This is a genomic window from Streptomyces sp. SLBN-118 (assembly GCF_006715635.1).
In the GTDB taxonomy this organism is placed as follows: Bacteria; Actinomycetota; Actinomycetes; order Streptomycetales; family Streptomycetaceae; genus Streptomyces.
The window spans coordinates 3,137,653-3,155,758 of record NZ_VFNP01000002.1 but is presented as its reverse complement, the minus strand read 5'-3'; the positions used below and the strand labels follow the sequence as shown (position 1 = coordinate 3,155,758).

Genomic DNA, 18,106 nt, shown 5'->3' with positions numbered 1-18,106 from the left:
CTATTCCGTACGTGACTTGGGGCCGGTGTCAGTAACCTACGGACGTGAACAGACTCGGGGTCCGAATATCGCGCGCACTCACCGGCGGCCTGGCGGCCGCCGCCGCCACCGCGCTGCTCTCCTCCTGCGACGGGACCGGGCTGCCCGGCGACGCCAAAGCCACCGGCTCCACGGCCGCCCCGGCCACCGGCGCCGGTACCAGCCCTCTCGCCAACCCCGACGGCACCAAGCCGGGCCTCGCCCCGCTCACCTCAGAACAGGACCGGGCCGCCGCCCGCGCCCTGATCGGGAAGGTGGCCACCAAGGGCCGCGGCCCCAAGACCGGGTACGCCCGCGACCGCTTCGGCTACGCCTGGATGGACTCGGCTCCAGGCGGCATCCCCTTTGCTCACAATGGCTGTGACTCGCGAAACGATCTCTTGAAGCGCGACGGTGAGAAAGTCCGCTTCCGGGCCGGCTCCGACTGCGTCGTCACCTCCATGACCTTGCAGGACCCCTACACCGGCAAGACCATCGAGTGGACCAAGTCCCGTGCCACGACGGTGCAGATAGACCACGTCATGCCGCTGTCGTACGACTGGCAGATGGGTGCGTCCCGCTGGACGAAGGGCAAGCGGGAGGACATCGCCAACGACCCGCTCAACCTGATTCCCGTGGACGGTCCCACCAACGGCGCCAAGAGCGACTCCGGGCCCGCGGCCTGGCTGCCCCCGAACAAGCAGATCCGCTGCTCCTACGTGGTGCGCTTCGCGCAGGTGTCGCTGAAGTACGACCTTCCAGTGACGGCGGCGGACAAGGAGATGATGCTGGAGCAGTGCCGCGGCTGACAGGACCTAGCGCTGCGGGACGTCCTTGACGAACACGATGCCGTCGCTGTCCGCCAGCTGGGCCGGGTCAAGCGGTGAGTACCCGAACCAGGGTGATGTACGGGCCGCGGGCCGCGTGCCGCCGAGGGCGGTGGCCAGTTGCGGGGCGCCGAAGACGTAGCGGTCCTGCGGAAGCGCGTACAGGAGTCCTTCGACGGTGTCCGGGGGCGGGGTGTCCACTCCCTGGTGTCGGATCGTGCCGAGGGCCGTGGCAACGAAGGCGTACTCCTCACCGAACCTGGCGCTCACCAGTGCCCCGGCGCTCCACCACTCCACCTGCCCCTCCCACATCCGCATCGTGCTCTTTGCCCGCTGAAGATGGGAGTTGTGGGCGTGGACGAGTGCCGGGCCCCGTTCGGCGAGGGCGATGAGGTTGTGGGCCATCATCAAGTCCCGCAGCGCGCACAGCCGGGTCATGCGAGCCGGCGAGGTGTCGGCCATCCAGTAGTGGTAGCGCAGCAGGCCGGTTACGGTACGCCCGTACAGGCGCGCCCGTTCCCGGTCGTCCTGCGAGCTCGCCGTGATCAGGTGCGGCGTCTGCGCGTCGAGCAGTGCCACCAGATCGTCGGCGAGCAGCCGTAGCTCCCTGGCCTCGGCCGACTGCCCCACTGACTGGGCCGGGTCCATCATCGCGGCGGGATTGGTCCACCCGTCGTCGGTGCCGAGCAGGCGGTCGAGTGTGTCCGCGGTGCAGGGGAGCAGGTCCGCGTCGACCCGGGCCGAGAGGTAGCCGTGGAGTGCGGTGAGGGCTTGCCGGGGACTCGCGGCGTGGGTGATCTCCAACGGGCCGTCGAAACCGGCGAAGCGGAGCCGATCGGACGCGGGCCGGTCGGCGTTGTAGGCGTGCATCCAGGCCACGAGCTCGCGGTTGCCCGCGAAGGCGCCCCAGCCGTGGCTGAGTCCGCGCTCCATGACCTCGTCGAGCGTGCCCGTGCCGGAGGTGACGTAGTCGTCCACGACCATGCTCATCAGGCAGTCGCTCTCGATCGCGATCGTCCGGTAGCCCTCCTGTTCGACGAGCTGCTCGAAGAGCTCGTTGCGCAGGTCGAGCAGAGTGTCCTCGCCGTGGGTGGGCTCGCCCAGGGCGAGCAGCCGGGGACGGGCCGGGAGCAGCCTCATGACGGCGGCAGCCTCGACGGCATGTGCGGCGTCCTTGATGTCAGTAGCCATGCCTTCAACGCTATCGTTGAACCTTCGGTTGAAACATTGCCGCGATATCGTCCGCCTCATGGGGCGAAACCTTCAAACCGGCGAACGGCTCAGGCCGATTGATCTGGCGCGCGGGCACGGTCTTTCCACGCAGGCGATCAGGAACTACGAGGAGGCCGGCATCCTTCCGGCCGCCGGTCGCACACCCCACGGCTACCGCACCTACACCTCGCTGCACGCGGCGGCCCTGCGCGCGTTCCTCGCCCTGGTGCCCGGCCACGGTCACCGGACGGCATTGTCGATCATGCGGGCGGTGAACGAGGACGCGGTCGAGGAGGCACTCCGCCTTGTCGACGAGAGCCACGCCCAGCTCCTCGACGACCGCCGGACCCTCCAGGCCGTGGAGAGCGCACTGCGTGACCTGGAGCCCACCGCGCCCTCCGAGCCATCCGTGGTGTCCGGGCCCGGCGGCACGTTCATCGGGCCATTGGCAGGGAAGCTCGGCATCCGGTCCGCGACGCTTCGCACATGGGAGCGCGCCGGGCTGGTGCGCCCGCGTCGCGACCCGCGGACCGGTTACCGCGTCTATGACGAGGCCGACGTACGGGACGCCCGGCTGGCCCACCAGCTCAGGCGGGGCGGCTACTTGCTGGAGCAGATCGCCCCGCTGATCGCCCAGGTGCGGGCGGCCGGCGGGCTTGAGCCGCTGGAGGCCGCACTGTGCGACTGGCACGGGCGGCTGTCCGCCCGCGGGCGGGCGATGCTGACCGGAGCCGCAGAGCTGGAGGCGTACCTACGCAAGCGCGGATGAGGATCACGCGGGGCGCGCAGCGGCTTCCCGAACGGCGGCGGGGGGCGGCGCGGGCGGCTCACTGGGCCGCGCCCTCCTCGTCGAGGTCCACGATGTCCTTGGCCGCGGGCTTCGCCGCGCCCACCGGCTTGTTGAACGCCGAGAAGGTGATCGTGCCCGGCTCCTCGCCGCCCTTCTGCTCCACCTTCAGTACATAGGGCTCGCCCTCTGTCGCGACGTACACCTTGTAGCTCGTGTCGCCGTCCTTCTCCGTCAGGGTCAGCACCTTCCGGCCGTTCACCGTTGTCTCCTCGCCCCGGCGCATCAGGTTGAAGCCTTCCTTGAACTGCCCCAGGAACGTCTTCAGTTCACAGAACTCCAGCTGCTCCTTGTCGTCCGGCGACGACGCGTCCGACTTCACCCAGCGCCCCTTGAGTATCTTCAGAACCGCTGCGGTCTCCTCGGCCGAGCCGCCCTCGTCCTGGCTGCGCAGGAATGCCTCGTCGAAGCGCATGTAGGCGTTGTCGCCGACCCTGATGAGCTCGGCCGTGCCGGTGCCGCCCGGGGAGAGCGTCCCCTTGCAGTCGCCCTTGGAATCGATGGACATGTACGCCTTCATGTTGCCGTCCGTCGTCCGGGCGGCGAAGTCGACCGTCAGCGAGGTGGCCGTCTTGGTCGCCTTGAAAGCCTTGTTGGCGATCTGCGGGCCGGACAGCCCGGGGAACGCGCCTTCCTTGGCCTTCGTGCTGGTGGCCGGCGCGCCCTTGGTGTCCCGGCCGGCGCCGTCCGAGGGACTACAGGCCGCGGCGGCGAGCGCGAGGGTGGCGCACAGGGTGGACAGAGCGATGCGCCCGAGGCGGCGGGGAGCGATGACAGACATGTGGGTTCTCCGGGGAGGAAGAGACGTTGGGGACAGGAGGGAGGGGGTGAGGGGCGCCCGCACCCCCCGAGAGTGCGTGACGGGCTCGTCGAGAGCTCCGTGTGGCGACAGGTCACATCAGATCAGAGCCTGTGAACCGAGTCAACCAGCATTCTGTGAACAGGTCGATGGCCCGGTGTGAAGTGGGTTCTTCCGTTCGCCCGGTAGAATCGGCGCCGCAGGAGCGGTGAGGACGAGGGGAGACGGCCGGGTGTCGGAGAACGCAAGCGAGCTGACCGCCGCCGGAATCGCACGGCTGGCCGGGGTCGGCCGAGCCGCCGTCAGCAACTGGCGGCGCAGGCACGCCGACTTCCCCAAGCCCGTCGGCGGCAGTGAGACCAGTCCGTCCTTCGCCCTCGCCGACGTCGAACGCTGGCTCCGCGACCAGGGCAAACTGGCCGAAGTCCCGCTGCGTGAAAGGGTATGGCAGCAGGTCGCCGACCATCCGGCGGGCGCGGTGGGCGCGCTGGTCCACGTGGGGTGCGCGCTGCTGCTCGTACAGGAGCGGCCGACGACGTGGCAGGAGCTGACCGCCGCCGCGGACGAGCGGATGGCCGAGCTGCTGCCGACGGCGCTGGAGCAGGTGCTGGCGGCGCGCTTCGGGGACGCCCGGGTGAGCCTGTTCCCCACCCTGCCGCAGGCCTCGCCCCAAGCCCCGCCGGGGCTCCGCGACTCACACGGCGGCGGGGCCGACCTGCGCCTCCTCCGCTCCACCGGCGAGCTCGCCGGTGAACTCGGGGCCCGTCAGGCGTTCGAGTTTCTGCTGGGCCGTCACCTCGACGCCAACCCGCGCCAGTACACCCTCACGCCGCCCGGGCCCGCCGCACTGATGGCGGCCCTCGCCGGACCGGCCGAAACCGTGCTCGACCCCGCATCCGGCACCGGCAGTCTGCTGCGTGCCGTCGACCGCCCGGCCGCGCTGTACGCGCAGGAGGCAGACCCCGGCCTGGCCGCGCTGACCGCGCTCCGGCTGGCCCTGCACACCGACGCCGATGTGCGGGCCGCGGCCGGCGACGCCCTGCGCGCCGACGCGTACCCCGAGCTCACCGCCGAAGCGGTGCTGTGCCATCCCCCTTTCAACGAGCGCAACTGGGGCCACGAGGAACTCGCCTACGACCCGCGCTGGGAGTACGGCTTCCCGGCCCGCACGGAGTCCGAACTGGCCTGGGTCCAGCATGCGCTGGCCCGGCTGCGCCCCGGCGGCACGGCCGTCCTGCTGATGCCGCCCGCGGCCGCGTCCCGCCGCTCGGGCCGCCGGATCCGCGCCGGGCTGCTGCGCCGCGGCGCCCTGCGTGCCGTCGTCGCGCTGCCCGCGGGTGCCGCGCCCCCGTACGGCATCCCGCTCCACCTGTGGGTGCTGCGCAAGCCCGTCGCGGGCCAGGCCCCCGCGCAGGAGCTGCTGTTCGTCGACACCGCCGAGCCGGCCGGGGCGGGCGGCGGCCGCGACAAGCTCGACTGGCAGGCCCTCCAGAGCGCGGTGCTTCGGGTTTGGGGGCCGTTCGACCGGCGCGGCACGGCCGAGGAGCAGCCCGGCGTCAGCCGCTCGATGCCGGTCATCGAACTCCTCGACGACGACGTGGATCTGGCCCCTGCCCGGCATCTGCCGCCCCCGGCCGCGGGCGGCGGCGCGGAAGAGCTGCTGCGTGTACGGGACCGGCTCACCGACACCCTCCGGCTGACGGGCGAGCTCACCCCGGCGCCCGCCGCGGCCACGGAGCCCGCGCCCTGGCCCGTCACCACCGTCGGCGAACTGGCCCGCGCGGGTGCGCTCGTCCTGAGCGCGGGGGGCTCCGGCACCGCTCCGGCGGGCCATGCCCCCGTGCCCGTGCTCACCGAACACGACGTCCTCGCCGGGACCGCGCCGTCCGGCACCCTCCCGGAGGGTCCCGACGAGGAGCCCGTACGCGTCGAGGAGGGCGATGTCGTCGTGCCCGTGCTCGGCGGCGGGACCGTCGTGCGCGTCGTCGACCGGGCCACGGCGGGCGCGGCCCTCGGCCGCAACCTCCAGCTGCTGCACCCCGATCCGGCCGCGCTCGACCCGTGGTTCCTCGCCGGCTTCCTGCGGGGCACCGCCAACAACCGACAGGCCAGCAGCTTCGCCTCCACCGCGACCCGGCTCGACGTCCGCCGTCTCCAGCTGCCCCGGCTGCGCCTCGCCGACCAGCAGCGCTACGGGGCACGCTTCCGCGCACTGGCCGCGTTCGAGGACGCGCTGCGCACGGCCGGCCGCCTCGGAGAGCAGCTCGTCCAGGGGCTGTACGACGGGTTGACGGACGGAACAGTGGGACCGGAGTGACACATCGGACAACGAGTCCTCACAACGGTCCGAACAACCCAGGACCCGATGTCCGTGTCGGTGTATACGCTCGTCCCCTACCCGCCTCGTCCCCAGGTCTTCAGGAGCAGCCATGTACGGCCACGGCGCCGCGCCGCCCTCCCGCGGTGAGGGCACGGTCATCGCCCTGCGCGTCCTGTTCGCCGTCTGCGGATTCGTGTCGTGCGGGCTGCTGTCCTTTCTGCCGCTGTTCCGGATCGCCTTTCTGAGCCGCCGGCGGTTCGACTGGACACTGGGCGCCCTGAGCATCCCGCTGGCTGTCACCGCGTTCGCCGTGGTCGGTGCGCTGCCGACGTCGGACCCCAGGGGCGATGTCGCCCTGCTCATCCTGCTCTGCCTCGGCATCGCCAGTTCCGTGTACTTCCTGGTCTTCGACCTGCGCCACCACCAGCGGCGGTGGCCGGACCCGTCGACACCCGGCCCGTACGTGCCGCCGGTTCCGCCGTCGGCGCAGCAGACCGTCCCGCAGCAGACCCCCCCGCCGCATCCGGCCTACGGCTACCAGCCCCCAGCGGCCCCGCAGCCGGCACCCACCCCTGTACCGAAGCCGAAGCCGAAGCCGCACCGCATCGACCAGGTCCGTGCCGAACTGGACGAGCTCAGCGACTACCTCCGTAAGGACCGCAAGGAGCCCGGTCGGTGAACGGACGTGTCATCGCGAGCCGTTACGAGCTCTTGATCGTCATCGGCCAGGGCGGCATGGGCCAGGTCTGGACGGCGTACGACCAACGTCTGGACCGCCGCGTCGCCGTCAAGCTGCTGCGCCCCGACAGGATGGCCGCCGCCACCGCCGCCGACGAGATGCGCCGGCGCTTCGTACGAGAGTGCCGTGTCACCGCCCAGGTCTCGCACCCGGGCCTGGTGACAGTCCATGACGCGGGCAGCGACGAGGACGACCTCTTTCTCGTCATGCAGTACGTCGAGGGCGCGGACCTCGCCGACCATCTCGCCGAGCACGAGCCCTACCCCTGGCCCTGGGCCGTCTCGGTCGCCGTGCAGCTGTGCGCCGTGCTCGCCGCCGTACACGCCGTGCCGATCGTCCACCGCGACCTCAAGCCGCGCAATGTGATGGTGAAGCCCGACGGCACCGTCACCGTGCTCGACCTCGGCGTCGCTTCCGTCATCGACATGGACACCACGCGCCTGACCCACACCGGTTCGCCCATCGGCAGCCCCGCCTATATGGCGCCCGAGCAGGCGATGGGCGGCGCGGTCGGCCCGTACACCGATCTGTATGCCCTCGGTGTGCTGCTCCACGAACTCCTCAGCGGGAACGTCCCGTTCGCGGGCTCCACCGCCCTGGGCGTACTGCACCGCCACCTCTACGAGCCGCCGCTCCCGGTCCGCCGGCTCCGCCCCGAGATACCCGAGCCGCTCGAAGCGCTGGTGCTGCGGCTGCTCGCCAAGGACCCGCAGCACAGGCCGGCCGGCGCGCACGACGTGTACGAGGCGCTGATGCCGCTGCTGCCCGGCCGGGGCACGCCCCAGGGCCCGCTCGATCCGACCCGCCCCTTTCTGCGCCCGCACGCCCCCTGGCCCGACCGCGTCGCGTCCCCGCCGCCGGCCGCACCACCGGTGCCGCCGGGGCCCCGGCCGGATGTCGCCGCCGCCGTCGACGAGGCCAAGCGGCTGCTCGGCGAGGGCAGCATCACCCGGGCCGTCGACATCCTCGGCGGGATACTCCCGGCAGCCGCCGCCGAGCACGGCGAGCACTCCCCGGTCGTCCGGATCCTGCGCAAGCAGTACGCCAGCACGCTGATGGACGACGGCCAGTACCGCCGTGCGCTGCCGGAGCTGCGCCGACTCGCGGACGACCGGGCCGCCGAGGCGGGCCCGGCCGATCCGCAGACGCTGCAGTTCCGCCACGAGGCGGCGCAGTGCCTGGAGCAGCTGGGCGATGCGGCAGCCGCCCTCACGGAGTACCGCGCCGTGCTGCCGTATTACGAGAACCACCAGTCGGGAGGCGCCAACGCGGCCCGCGCCTACGACGTGCGCCACCGCATCGGGAATCTCCTGCTCGCGGTGGGCGACCACACGGCGGCGCGGGTGCAGTTGCAGGCACTGCTCTACGACACGGAGCGTGCGTACGGCCCGTACCACGCCCTGCCGGTGGAACTGCGTCGTGCGCTCGACCGGCAGGGGCAGTTCCACCGGGGGTGATCCCGCGACGGTCGCCGGGAGGGCCGCCGGGCGGTCAGCTCGCGCGCAGATACGCCGAGGTGGACACCCGCCCCAGCAGCTTCAAACGCGACGTCCCGCTCGCCAGATGCTTGTCCAGCGCGTCCTGGACCCCGGGCCAGGCCTTGTCGCCGTAGTCGTCGAGCACCACGATCCCGCCCGGGGCCACGATCTGCTCGACCCATTCCAGATCGGCCCGCACCCCGTCCATCGAGTGATCGCCGTCCACCACGATCACCCCGTACTCCCGGTCGGAGACGGCGGCCCGCACATCCGGGTCGCCCGAGAAGCCCTGCTGGATCCGCGCGTCGATCACCGAACCGACGCCGCCGAGCGCCAGGTTGGCCCGGACGACGTCCTCGCGCACCGGCGTGCCGGTCGGATCCGCGCCCTGCGGGGCGGCGCCGGGCTGGAGCTGCGCGCCCGCGAGCGGATCGACGATCGTCAGATGCGGCTCGGCCCCGGACCGGTGCAGCATCCGCATCAGGCCCGCGGCGAACATGCCGTACAGGGTGCCGATTTCGAGGACATTGCCGTTGGGCGGGGAGAGCAGCGGCACCGTGGCGAGCTTTCCGCACACGTTGGAGGTGGACCCGGCCAGCCTGCCCACACCGAGTGACTCCAGGGCGATCACCGTGCGATAGGCGACGGTCACATTGCGGAGAGCGTGCCGGCTGCCGTCCGCCACGCCCTGGATCTGACGCGTGAGGGTGTAGATCTGGGCGGCGGTGGGCATCCGGTGGCCGCTTCGCCCCGTTCCGTCGACGAGCAGACCGAGTCCGTACTGCGGACTCTTCAGGGCGGCCACTTGTGCGGTGAGCGCGTTCACATCGGTCTGCAGAGCGTGCGTGGCACGTTTCACCTGCTGCTCGATGCGCCGGTCGATCAAGGTGAGCGCCGGGCTCAGGACGCGCTTCGCCAGCCGGTTGTCAAGGAGAGGGGGCATGCGGGGACGCTACGCCGCAACCCGACCGCGCGGGCCAAGGCCGGATGCTTTGCAGATGAAGTCCTGATGTCCGCGCGACGGCTGAACCATGAAGGAGTCGCGACGGAATGCCGCGTACCCCTTGAGGCGCCGGACGGGCCGGATCCGCCCGCCCGTCCGAGCGTGTACGTCGGGCCGGTGCTTTGCAGGTCACCGGCGCGTTTGCTGTGGTCGGGAGTTGCTCATGATGCCGATGCTGTCGGCGTCCGCAGTCGTCGGTGCCGGCTCATCAGGTCGCCGGGGGCGCCGCCGGATCCGGGGCAGCAGGGCCATCACGACCAGCGTCAGCAGCCCGGCGCCCCCGATCGCCGCCCCGGTCTTCAGGCCGGGCGGGCGGAAGGAACAGTCCACGGTCGTCGATGTGCCGTCCAGCTCCACGGCGACGAGCCCGAGGTAGGAGCCCGCCGGTTTGCCGTTGCAGCTCCAGCCCGCGATCCGGGGCGCGGCGAGAACCGCCGTCCCCTTGGTGCCGGGCGGCAGTTCGGCCCGTACACCGCTGTCCGTGACCTCGATCGACACCGCGCCGGTCGTCTTCAGCTTCTCGACGGCGGCGGTGAGCTTCGTCCGGTCCAGGCAGCCGAGGGATGACGGCCCGCGCCTACTACTGGCTGATCAACCGCCTCGTCGACGTGGAACTCGTCGACGGTGTGGGCGATTTCCGGCTGCTCTCGCGCCGTACCGTGGACGCGATCCTCGAACTCACCGAGTACAACCGCTTCTCCAAAGGCCTCTTCGCCTGGGTCGGATTCCGCACCACGACCTTCGAGTACGAGAATGCGGTACGCGAGCAGGGCCGCTCCAAGTGGAGTTTCGGGAAACTGCTCAACTACGGACTCGACGGACTGCTCTCCTTCAACAACAAGCCGCTGCGGGCCGCCGTCTATCTGGGCCTTCTCCTGGTCACGATTGCCATGGCGTATGCGGCCTGGATTGTCGGTGTCGCCCTGGTGAACGGCGTGGACACCCCCGGGTATGTCACCCTTCTGGTGGCGGTCACCGCACTCGCCGGCGTGCAGATGCTGATGCTGGGGGTGGTCGGCGAGTACGTCGGCCGTATCTACTACGAGGTGAAGCGGCGACCGCACTTCCTGGTGAAGGCCACCAACGCCGGCCTTCCGCAGCGGCGGGAAGGAGAGCGGCGTACACGCACGGGGGAGCTCGTAAGACGATGACAGTCCAGGTCCAGATGGTCAGATTCGCCCTGGTGGGAGCGGTGAACACCGGGACGTACTTCGGTCTTTATCTGGCCCTGCTGACCTGGCTGCCGTATGTCGCGGCGCATGTCGTCGCCTTTCTGCTCAGCATGGTCGGATCCTTCTTCCTGACCTCGTACTTCACGTACAAGACCCGGCCGACCTGGCGTAAGTTCCTCCTCTTCCCGCTCACCAACGCCGCGAACTTCGTGGTCACGACCTGCGGCGTCTATCTGCTGGTGGACGTGCTGAACCTCAGCAGTCGCTACTCGCCGCTGATCGCGCAGGCGTCGGCGATCCCCATCACGTTCGTGGTCTCCCGGATGATCATGCTGCGGCCGGATCCGGCTCCGGATCCGGCTCCGGCTCACAAGGAGCCGGAGCCGGTCGCTCAGGTATGAGTGCGGCTACTTCGCCCGCGCATCCGCAACTGCGGGGGAATCGTTCGGCGAATCAGTGGCCCAGACCCCTGGGACTGCCTACCATCGATCACCGCAGGGTCTTGTGCACCGAAGCACAATCACGCCGGGAGGCTCCTTTGCACCGCCGCCGTCGCACCGCGCTCACCGTCTCCGCCGCGCTTCTGATCGCCGCGCCCCTCCTCGCCGCCTGCGGCAATGACGCTCACCCGGGGGCCGCCGCCGTCGTCGGTGGGGAGCGGATCGAGGTGGCGACCGTTCAGGAGAAGGTGAAGGACGTCCGCGCCGCCCAGCAGCGCTCGCCCCAGTCCGCGCAGCTCATCAAGGACAGCGGTCAGCTCAGCCGGGCCAAGCTCTACGACCTCATCGTCGACCAGGTCGTCCAGCGCGCCGCAGACGACGCCGGGGTCAAGGTCAGCCGCAAGGAGATCCAGGACGGGCGGGCCCAGCTGGTGATGCAGTCCGGGGGCGAGGAGCAGCTCGCCGCCATGTATCTCCAGCAGCGCGGTGTCGCTCCCGACCAGCTCGACGATGTCGTACGCCGCGACATCCTGGTCAGCAAGCTGGCCACCGCCCTCGGCGCGACCAACACCCCCGAGGGCCAGCAGAAGCTGAACCAGGCATTCACGGCCGCCGCCAAGTCGCTGCACATCGATGTGAACCCCCGCTTCGGCGCCTGGGACAACCAGAAGCTGGAGCTCGGCACCTACAAGGCCCCCTGGATCACCCAGGTCACCAAGGAGCCGGAGACCGTGGCGACCGGCGCCTAGCCGGAGAGGTAGGTTCGACGGGTGACCACAGAAGCACCCGTCGCTCCCGGCCGTATCGTCCTTCTCACAGCGAGCCACCGCGTCGCGCCCGGGCTGCTGTCCTGGCCCGCGTGGCAGACGCTGCACGCCGCTGACCAGGTGCTGTGCTCTGATGATGGACATCCGCAGCTGCCGTATCTGCGCGAGGCGGGCATCGGGGTCGAGATCGCCGCGCCCAGCGCGCAGGAGCTGGTGGAGGCCTGCGCCGGGGCCCGCACGGTCGTGGTGCTGCCCTCCGGCGAGGGCGACCAGGCCCTGACCGACGGCCTTGCCCGGCTCGCCGGTTCGGGCCGGGTGCAGATGCCGGATCTGGAGCTGCTCCCCGGCTCGTACGATCTGCCCGGCGCCCGCCTGCTCGATCTCGTCCAGGTCATGGACCGGATCCGGCTCGAATGCCCGTGGTCCTCGCGGCAGACCCACAAGGGCCTGGCCAAGTACGGCATCGAGGAGGCGTACGAACTCGTCGAGGCGATCGAGGACGGCGACCGCGACGAGCTGCGCGAGGAGCTCGGTGACGTACTGCTCCAGGTGGTTTTCCACGCGCGTATCGCGCAGGAAGGCCGTGAGGAGGACGGCGCCGAGCCGTTCTCCATCGACGATGTCGCCGCGACGATCGTCGAGAAGCTGATCCACCGCCACCCGCATGTCTTCGGCGACGAGAGTGCCGAGACTCCGGAGGAGGTCAAGGCGCACTGGCTGCGCACGAAGGCGATAGAGAAGCAGCGCGACTCCGTCACGGACGGCGTTCCGCTGGGTCAGCCCGGGCTCGCGCTGGCGGCGAAGCTCGCGAGCCGGGTCCGCACCGCCGGACTGGACGTGCGGCTGCCCGCGGGCGACGGCATCGGGTACGAACTGCTCGCCCTCGCCATCCGCGCGGAGGCCGAGGGCGCCGACCCGGAGGCCGCGCTTCGCGCCGCCGCCCGCGCCTACCGGGACGCGATCCGTGCTGTCGAGGGCCAGGTGTGAGCACCCGGCCCGAACTCTTCACCTGGGAGTTCGCCACCGATCCGTATCCCGCCTACGCCTGGCTGCGCGAGCACGCGCCCGTGCACCGCACCCGGCTCCCCAGTGGCGTCGAGGCATGGCTGGTGACGCGGTACGCCGATGCACGTCAGGCCCTGGCCGACCAGCGGTTGTCGAAGAATCCCGCGCATCACGACGAGCCCGCGCACGCCAAGGGCAAGACGGGCATTCCGGGCGAACGCAAGGCAGAGCTGATGACGCATCTGTTGAACATCGACCCGCCGGACCACACCCGGCTGCGGCGGCTGGTGTCGAAGGCCTTCACTCCGCGGGTCGTCGCCGAATTCGCCCCGCGGGTACAGGAGTTGACCGACCGGCTCATCGACGGCTTCGTGGAGAAGGGGGAGGCGGACCTGATCCACGAGTTCGCGTTCCCGCTGCCCATTTATGCCATCTGCGACATGCTCGGCGTCCCGCGCGAGGACCAGGACGACTTCCGCGACTGGGCGGGCATGATGATCCGTCACGGCGGCGGGCCACGCGGCGGAGTCGCCCGCTCGGTGAAGAAGATGCGGAGCTATCTCGCCGAACTCATCCACCGTAAAAGGGAAGAACCCGGCGAGGACCTGATCTCCGGGCTGATCCGCGCCAGCGACCACGGCGAGCACCTCACCGAGAACGAGGCCGCGGCGATGGCCTTCATCCTGCTCTTCGCGGGCTTCGAGACGACGGTCAATCTCATCGGCAACGGCGTGTACGCGCTGCTGCGCAACCCGGAACAGCGCCGGCGTCTGCAGCACTCGCTGGCTGCGGGGGAAACCGCGCTCCTGGAGACCGGAGTGGAAGAACTGCTGCGCTACGACGGCCCCGTGGAGCTCGCGACCTGGCGGTTCGCCACCGAGTCGCTGACCATCGGCGGGCAGCGGATCGCGGCGGGCGATCCCGTACTCGTCGTACTCGCGGCCGCCGACCGGGACCCGGAGCGCTTCGACGCTCCGGACACCCTCGATCTCTCCCGGCGTGACAACCAGCATCTCGGGTACGGGCACGGCATCCACTACTGCCTGGGCGCTCCGCTCGCCCGGCTGGAGGGGCAGACCGCGCTCGCGACGCTGCTCAGGAGAATGCCGGACTTGCGCCTTGCGGGCGATCCAGCCGATTTGCGATGGCGCGGAGGGCTGATTATGCGTGGATTGCGCACTCTGCCCGTTGAGTTCACCCCTCGGCAGATCTGACAGCCCGTCAAGACTGTGACTTTCACGTGATCTCCGCTGCATCGACTTGTGATGTGCGCTCGATTGCGGTTACTTTCACTGCCGTCTCAGCAGTCACGCGAAAGGCAACCGCATGCTCTCCGGCCATGGCCGACACCGCCGACCCCGCCAGGCTCCGGCCATCGTTCTCGCGGCAGGGGTGACGGGTTCGGCCATCGCGATCCCCCTGCTCGGAGCCGGTTCCGCCTCCGCCGCCGATTCCTCCACGTGGGACCGCGTCGCCGAGTGCGAGAGCGGGGGCATGTGGAGCGCCGATCTCGACAACGGGTACTACGGCGGACTCCAGATGTCCGAGGAGACCTGGCAGGCCTTCGGTGGCGCGGCGTACGCGCCCACGGCCGACCTCGCCAGCCGCTCGCAGCAGATCGCGGTCGCCGAGAAGGTGCTCGACGCACAGGGCCCCGCCGCGTGGTCCAGCTGTGCGGCGATCGCGGGGCTGCAGGACGACGGCACGGCGACCGGCGTCGACCCCGGCACCGCACCCTCGCCGGCGATCAAGGCCCCGGCGCCGACTGCGCCCGAGGAGTCGACCGGCCCGTCCGCCGAGCCTTCCGCCGAGCCGTCGGCCAAGCCGACCTCTGATGTGACCAAGTCGGCGACGCCGGCTCCCGAAGCGCCACAGGGCGATGGCAGGCACCGCGGCGAGGCGGCCCCCGAGGAGACCGAGCCGGGCAGTGCGGACAGTGAGCGCGAAACGGGGCGTCATGCCTCGCGAGGTGACGGTTCGGCGCATGAGGGGACAGAAGGGGCAGACGAGTCGGACAAGGCCGACAGTGCGGACGCGGCTCCGGGTGAGTACACCGTCGTCCCGGGTGACAGCCTCTCCGCGATCGTCGACAAGGAGAAGCTCTCCGGCGGCTGGACCGCGCTCTACGAGAAGAACCGCGAGACCGTCGGCGACAACCCCGACCTCATCCGTCCTGGCCAGAGCCTCGATCTGGACCTGGGGCAGGGGTAGTTCGCACCTCTATGTCCGAGTCTGCGCAAGTGAGACAAGGGTCTCTTTGTCCCAACTGACGCATCTGACCCGGCGGAATCACCCATTCCGCCCGTCACCTGCGGAAACGTAAATGTCCCACTTGGCAGAATGGGCGATTTCTCCCCGATGTTCGTCTTTGAACATCGGGGAGTCGTGTGTTTACGGTCGGAACCGCTCGCCACCGCGGGCACCACTGACCGTCACGCCGAATCCTGCCGTCGGTCGGGGGGAGTAGTCGTCGCGCAGAGCGCCGAAGGCAGGAGCGGGGGACCCAAGGTAAGTGCCGGGCCCGGCTGTTGAGAGATCGACGGCTGAGACCGGCTTGGGGTGAAGTCGCATGCAAGGACGTGCGACCGGGCAACTCACTTGGCCCGAACCCGACAGCTCACCTCGTAGGCGTCGGTGAGGAGAAGCTCCATGCTGCTTTCCGGCAAAACCAAGCACCGCCGCCCGACCGCTTTCAACCGCGCTACCCGTATCGCCACGTTCGCCGGCGTCGCCGGTGCCGCTGTCGCCCTCCCGCTGATGGGTGCCACCTCGTCCTCCGCCGCGACCGCGTCCGAGTGGGACGCCGTCGCCCAGTGCGAGTCCGGCGGCAACTGGTCCATCAACACGGGCAACGGTTTCTACGGTGGCCTGCAGTTCACCAACTCCACCTGGGCCGCCTACGGCGGCACCGCCTACGCCTCCCGCGCCGACCTGGCCTCCAAGGCCCAGCAGATAACCGTGGCCGAGAAGGTCCTCGCGGGCCAGGGCAAGGGTGCCTGGCCGAACTGTGGCGTGAACCTGTCCAACGCCCCGTACGACGGCGGCTCCGCCGCCGTGCAGCCGGCGAAGCCCGCCGCGAAGCCGGCCCAGAAGCGCGCCGAGGCCCCCACCACCCGCTCCGCGCGTCCCGCAGCCCCGAAGAAGGCTGTGAAGAAGGGCGACGGCGAGTACAAGGTCAAGGCCGGTGACACCCTCGGCAAGATCGCGAAGGCCGAGAAGGTCAAGGGCGGCTGGAAGAAGCTGTTCGACCTGAACAAGAACATCATCAGCGACGCCGATGTCATCTTCCCGGGCCAGCTGCTCCACCTGAGCTGACCCGGGCAGGGCGGAGCCCCAGGATTCGGTGGGCCCGGCGGACCACCGAAACCTGCGGAGCCCCGTCCCCCACAGCCACCCCGGTCCGGCGCGCATTCCCCCCTGCGCGCCGGAGCGGGGTTCTTTCTGTGCCCCGCACGCCGCTACCGCTGTTACTTCCGGGTAGTTCACGCGCTGTTTGTCCTGCGTCGAGTCTCTTCATGCCGTTTTTCGTCCCAGCGGGCGGGCAGCGGCCGACCGATGCCGCCGCGCCGGTTAGGCTCTTGCCGCAAGGCCAAAGAGACCCTGCACTTTCAGCGTCACATCCCAGAAGGAGATGCTCGTGCCGTCCATCGACGTCGTCGTAGCCCGGGAAATCCTGGACTCCCGAGGCAACCCCACGGTCGAGGTCGAGGTTGGCCTCGACGACGGCAGCACGGGCCGTGCTGCTGTTCCGTCCGGCGCCTCCACCGGTGCGTTCGAGGCTCTTGAGCTCCGCGACGGTGACCAGAACCGCTACCAGGGCAAGGGCGTCGAGAAGGCCGTCCTCGCCGTCATCGAGCAGATCGGCCCGGAGCTCGTCGGCTACGACGCCACCGAGCAGCGCCTGATCGACCAGGCGATGTTCGACCTGGACGCCACCCCGGACAAGTCGTCGCTCGGCGCCAACGCCATCCTCGGTGTCTCGCTCGCCGTGGCTCACGCCGCTTCCGAGGCCTCCGACCTGCCGCTCTTCCGTTACCTCGGCGGCCCGAACGCGCACCTGCTGCCCGTTCCGATGATGAACATCCTGAACGGCGGCTCGCACGCCGACTCCAACGTGGACATCCAGGAGTTCATGATCGCCCCGATCGGCGCGGAGTCCTTCTCCGAGGCCCTGCGCTGGGGCGCCGAGGTCTACCACACGCTGAAGAAGGTCCTGAAGACCAAGGGCCTGTCCACCGGCCTCGGCGACGAGGGCGGCTTCGCGCCGAACCTGGAGTCGAACCGCGCCGCGCTGGACCTGATCCTCGAGGCCATCAAGGAAGCCGGTTACGTCCCCGGCAAGGACATCGCGCTCGCGCTCGACGTCGCCGCCTCCGAGTTCTACAAGGACGGCACGTACCAGTTCGAGGGCAAGTCCCGCTCGGCCGCCGAGATGACCGAGTACTACGCGGAGCTCGTCGCCTCCTACCCGCTGGTCTCCATCGAGGACCCGCTGTTCGAGGACGACTGGGCCGGCTGGAAGGTCCTCACCGACAAGCTGGGCACCAAGGTCCAGATCGTCGGCGACGACCTCTTCGTCACCAACCCGGAGCGCCTGGCCCGCGGCATCGAGGACGGCGCGGCCAACGCCCTGCTGGTCAAGGTCAACCAGATCGGTTCGCTGACCGAGACCCTGGACGCCGTGGAGCTCGCCCAGCGCAGCGGCTTCAAGTGCATGATGTCCCACCGCTCCGGCGAGACCGAGGACGTCACCATCGCCGACCTGGCCGTCGCCACCAACTGCGGCCAGATCAAGACCGGCGCCCCGGCCCGTTCCGAGCGCGTCGCCAAGTACAACCAGCTGCTGCGCATCGAGGAGATCCTCGACGACGCGGCGGTGTACGCGGGCCGCTCGGCGTTCCCGCGCTTCAAGGGCTGACCAGCCCGTCGTCCGTACGTCCCCGGCCGCGGTCCCGTACCGTGTCCGGGGACGTACGTACGTAATGGGGAGGCGGGACATGGCCGGGAAGGACCGCGATCGGTTCTCCACCGCGACCAGGATTCGGCTGCTCGGCGAGCAGACCGCCGCACGCGTCTACCGCTCCCAGAGCCGCCGGCAGGCCCGCCGCTCCCGGCTGACCGGACGCGCGGCCTTTCTGGCGCTGGTGGTCTGCTCGCTGGTCGTCGCGCTCGCCTATCCGATGCGGCAGTACGTGTCGCAGCGCGCGGACATCTCCGAGGAGCAGCGCCGGCTGGCGGACGCCCGCGAGCAGGTGGAACGGCTGCGGGACGAGAAGGCACGCCTCCAGGACGACCAGTACGTCAAGCGCCTGGCCCGCGAGCACCTGCATCTCGTGCTTCCCGGCGAGACCGGCTACACCATGATCGACCCCGAGGCGGCGGAGCAGCGCCGTACGGAGGAGGGGGCGGCCGACCGCCCCTGGTACTCCAATGTCTGGGACGGCGTCGACAGCGCCGACCGCCGCAAGTAGAACCGCCG

At 70.3% G+C, this 18,106-nt stretch carries 17 protein-coding genes, 1 pseudogene and 1 riboswitch; of the genes and pseudogenes, 14 read left to right on the top strand and 4 right to left on the bottom strand.

Annotation, left to right across the window (positions count from 1 at the left end):
• The first annotated feature begins 44 nt into the window (after nt 1–44).
• Entirely contained in the window at nt 45–827 is a 783-nt protein-coding gene (locus FBY35_RS32785; protein WP_260848889.1) for an HNH endonuclease family protein, read from the top strand.
• Between the two features lie 6 nt (nt 828–833).
• Here FBY35_RS32785 and FBY35_RS32780 read toward each other — a convergent pair whose 3' ends face one another.
• A complete protein-coding gene (locus FBY35_RS32780; protein WP_142217549.1) occupies nt 834–2,036 on the bottom strand; it encodes an erythromycin esterase family protein in 1,203 nt (400 codons plus the stop codon).
• 58 nt (nt 2,037–2,094) lie between these two features.
• Here FBY35_RS32780 and FBY35_RS32775 point away from each other — a divergent pair, with 58 nt between their 5' ends.
• The gene (locus tag FBY35_RS32775; RefSeq protein ID WP_142217548.1) at nt 2,095–2,826 is read left to right on the top strand and encodes a TioE family transcriptional regulator; all 732 of its coding nucleotides are present in this window, start codon (nt 2,095–2,097) and stop codon (nt 2,824–2,826) included.
• A 58-nt stretch (nt 2,827–2,884) separates the two neighbouring features.
• Here the strand turns inward: FBY35_RS32775 and FBY35_RS32770 are convergent, their stop codons facing one another.
• Nucleotides 2,885–3,685, bottom strand: coding sequence for a hypothetical protein (locus tag FBY35_RS32770; protein ID WP_142217547.1), 801 nt, complete (start codon nt 3,683–3,685; stop codon nt 2,885–2,887).
• Nucleotides 3,686–3,935: 250 nt separating this feature from the next.
• On the opposite strand from FBY35_RS32770, the gene FBY35_RS32765 reads away from it, so the two are divergent.
• The 3 genes from FBY35_RS32765 (at nt 3,936) to FBY35_RS32755 (ending at nt 8,219) form a co-directional block, all read left to right on the top strand.
• A complete protein-coding gene (locus FBY35_RS32765; protein WP_186357119.1) occupies nt 3,936–6,020 on the top strand; it encodes an N-6 DNA methylase in 2,085 nt (694 codons plus the stop codon).
• Between the two features lie 112 nt (nt 6,021–6,132).
• Nucleotides 6,133–6,702 (top strand): hypothetical protein, encoded by a 570-nt coding sequence (locus tag FBY35_RS32760; protein WP_142217546.1) that lies wholly within the window; start codon nt 6,133–6,135, stop codon nt 6,700–6,702.
• On the top strand, nt 6,699–8,219 hold the full coding sequence (locus FBY35_RS32755; protein WP_142217545.1) for a serine/threonine-protein kinase: 1,521 nt from the start codon (nt 6,699–6,701) through the stop codon (nt 8,217–8,219). Before FBY35_RS32760 ends, FBY35_RS32755 begins: the two co-directional genes overlap by 4 nt.
• 34 nt (nt 8,220–8,253) lie before the next feature.
• Here the strand turns inward: FBY35_RS32755 and FBY35_RS32750 are convergent, their stop codons facing one another.
• Together FBY35_RS32750 and FBY35_RS32745 are read right to left on the bottom strand one after the other, a co-directional pair.
• The gene (locus FBY35_RS32750) at nt 8,254–9,183 is read right to left on the bottom strand and encodes a class I SAM-dependent methyltransferase (RefSeq protein WP_142217544.1); all 930 of its coding nucleotides are present in this window, start codon (nt 9,181–9,183) and stop codon (nt 8,254–8,256) included.
• 189 nt (nt 9,184–9,372) lie between these two features.
• Nucleotides 9,373–9,741: a hypothetical protein gene (locus FBY35_RS32745; RefSeq protein ID WP_142217543.1), complete on the bottom strand. Its 369-nt coding sequence runs from the start codon at nt 9,739–9,741 to the stop codon at nt 9,373–9,375.
• 56 nt (nt 9,742–9,797) lie between these two features.
• Between FBY35_RS32745 and FBY35_RS32740 the strand changes: the two are divergent.
• The 9 genes and pseudogenes from FBY35_RS32740 to FBY35_RS32700 all read left to right on the top strand — a co-directional run.
• Nucleotides 9,798–10,394: pseudogene (locus tag FBY35_RS32740) on the top strand (glycosyltransferase); the annotation flags it as partial.
• A complete protein-coding gene (locus tag FBY35_RS32735) occupies nt 10,391–10,816 on the top strand; it encodes a GtrA family protein (RefSeq protein WP_142217542.1) in 426 nt (141 codons plus the stop codon). The pseudogene FBY35_RS32740 and the gene FBY35_RS32735, both read left to right, overlap by 4 nt.
• Before the next feature lie 137 nt (nt 10,817–10,953).
• The gene (locus tag FBY35_RS32730; protein ID WP_142217541.1) at nt 10,954–11,604 is read left to right on the top strand and encodes a SurA N-terminal domain-containing protein; all 651 of its coding nucleotides are present in this window, start codon (nt 10,954–10,956) and stop codon (nt 11,602–11,604) included.
• 21 nt (nt 11,605–11,625) lie between these two features.
• On the top strand, nt 11,626–12,609 hold the full coding sequence (locus FBY35_RS32725; RefSeq protein ID WP_142217540.1) for a nucleoside triphosphate pyrophosphohydrolase: 984 nt from the start codon (nt 11,626–11,628) through the stop codon (nt 12,607–12,609).
• Nucleotides 12,606–13,841, top strand: a complete 1,236-nt coding sequence (locus FBY35_RS32720) for a cytochrome P450 (RefSeq protein WP_142217539.1) — start codon at nt 12,606–12,608, stop codon at nt 13,839–13,841. The genes FBY35_RS32725 and FBY35_RS32720 overlap by 4 nt, the downstream gene beginning before the upstream one ends.
• A 112-nt stretch (nt 13,842–13,953) precedes the next feature.
• On the top strand, nt 13,954–14,838 hold the full coding sequence (locus FBY35_RS32715) for a transglycosylase family protein (protein WP_142217538.1): 885 nt from the start codon (nt 13,954–13,956) through the stop codon (nt 14,836–14,838).
• A gap of 259 nt (nt 14,839–15,097) precedes the next feature.
• Nucleotides 15,098–15,273, top strand: a riboswitch (cyclic di-AMP (ydaO/yuaA leader).
• Nucleotides 15,274–15,276: 3 nt separating this feature from the next.
• Nucleotides 15,277–15,942, top strand: coding sequence for a transglycosylase family protein (locus FBY35_RS32710; protein ID WP_142217537.1), 666 nt, complete (start codon nt 15,277–15,279; stop codon nt 15,940–15,942).
• Between the two features lie 316 nt (nt 15,943–16,258).
• Nucleotides 16,259–17,545, top strand: a complete 1,287-nt coding sequence (gene eno / locus FBY35_RS32705; RefSeq protein ID WP_142217536.1) for a phosphopyruvate hydratase — start codon at nt 16,259–16,261, stop codon at nt 17,543–17,545.
• Nucleotides 17,546–17,624: 79 nt separating this feature from the next.
• Nucleotides 17,625–18,098, top strand: coding sequence for a septum formation initiator family protein (locus FBY35_RS32700; RefSeq protein ID WP_142217535.1), 474 nt, complete (start codon nt 17,625–17,627; stop codon nt 18,096–18,098).
• Nucleotides 18,099–18,106 lie beyond the last annotated feature (8 nt).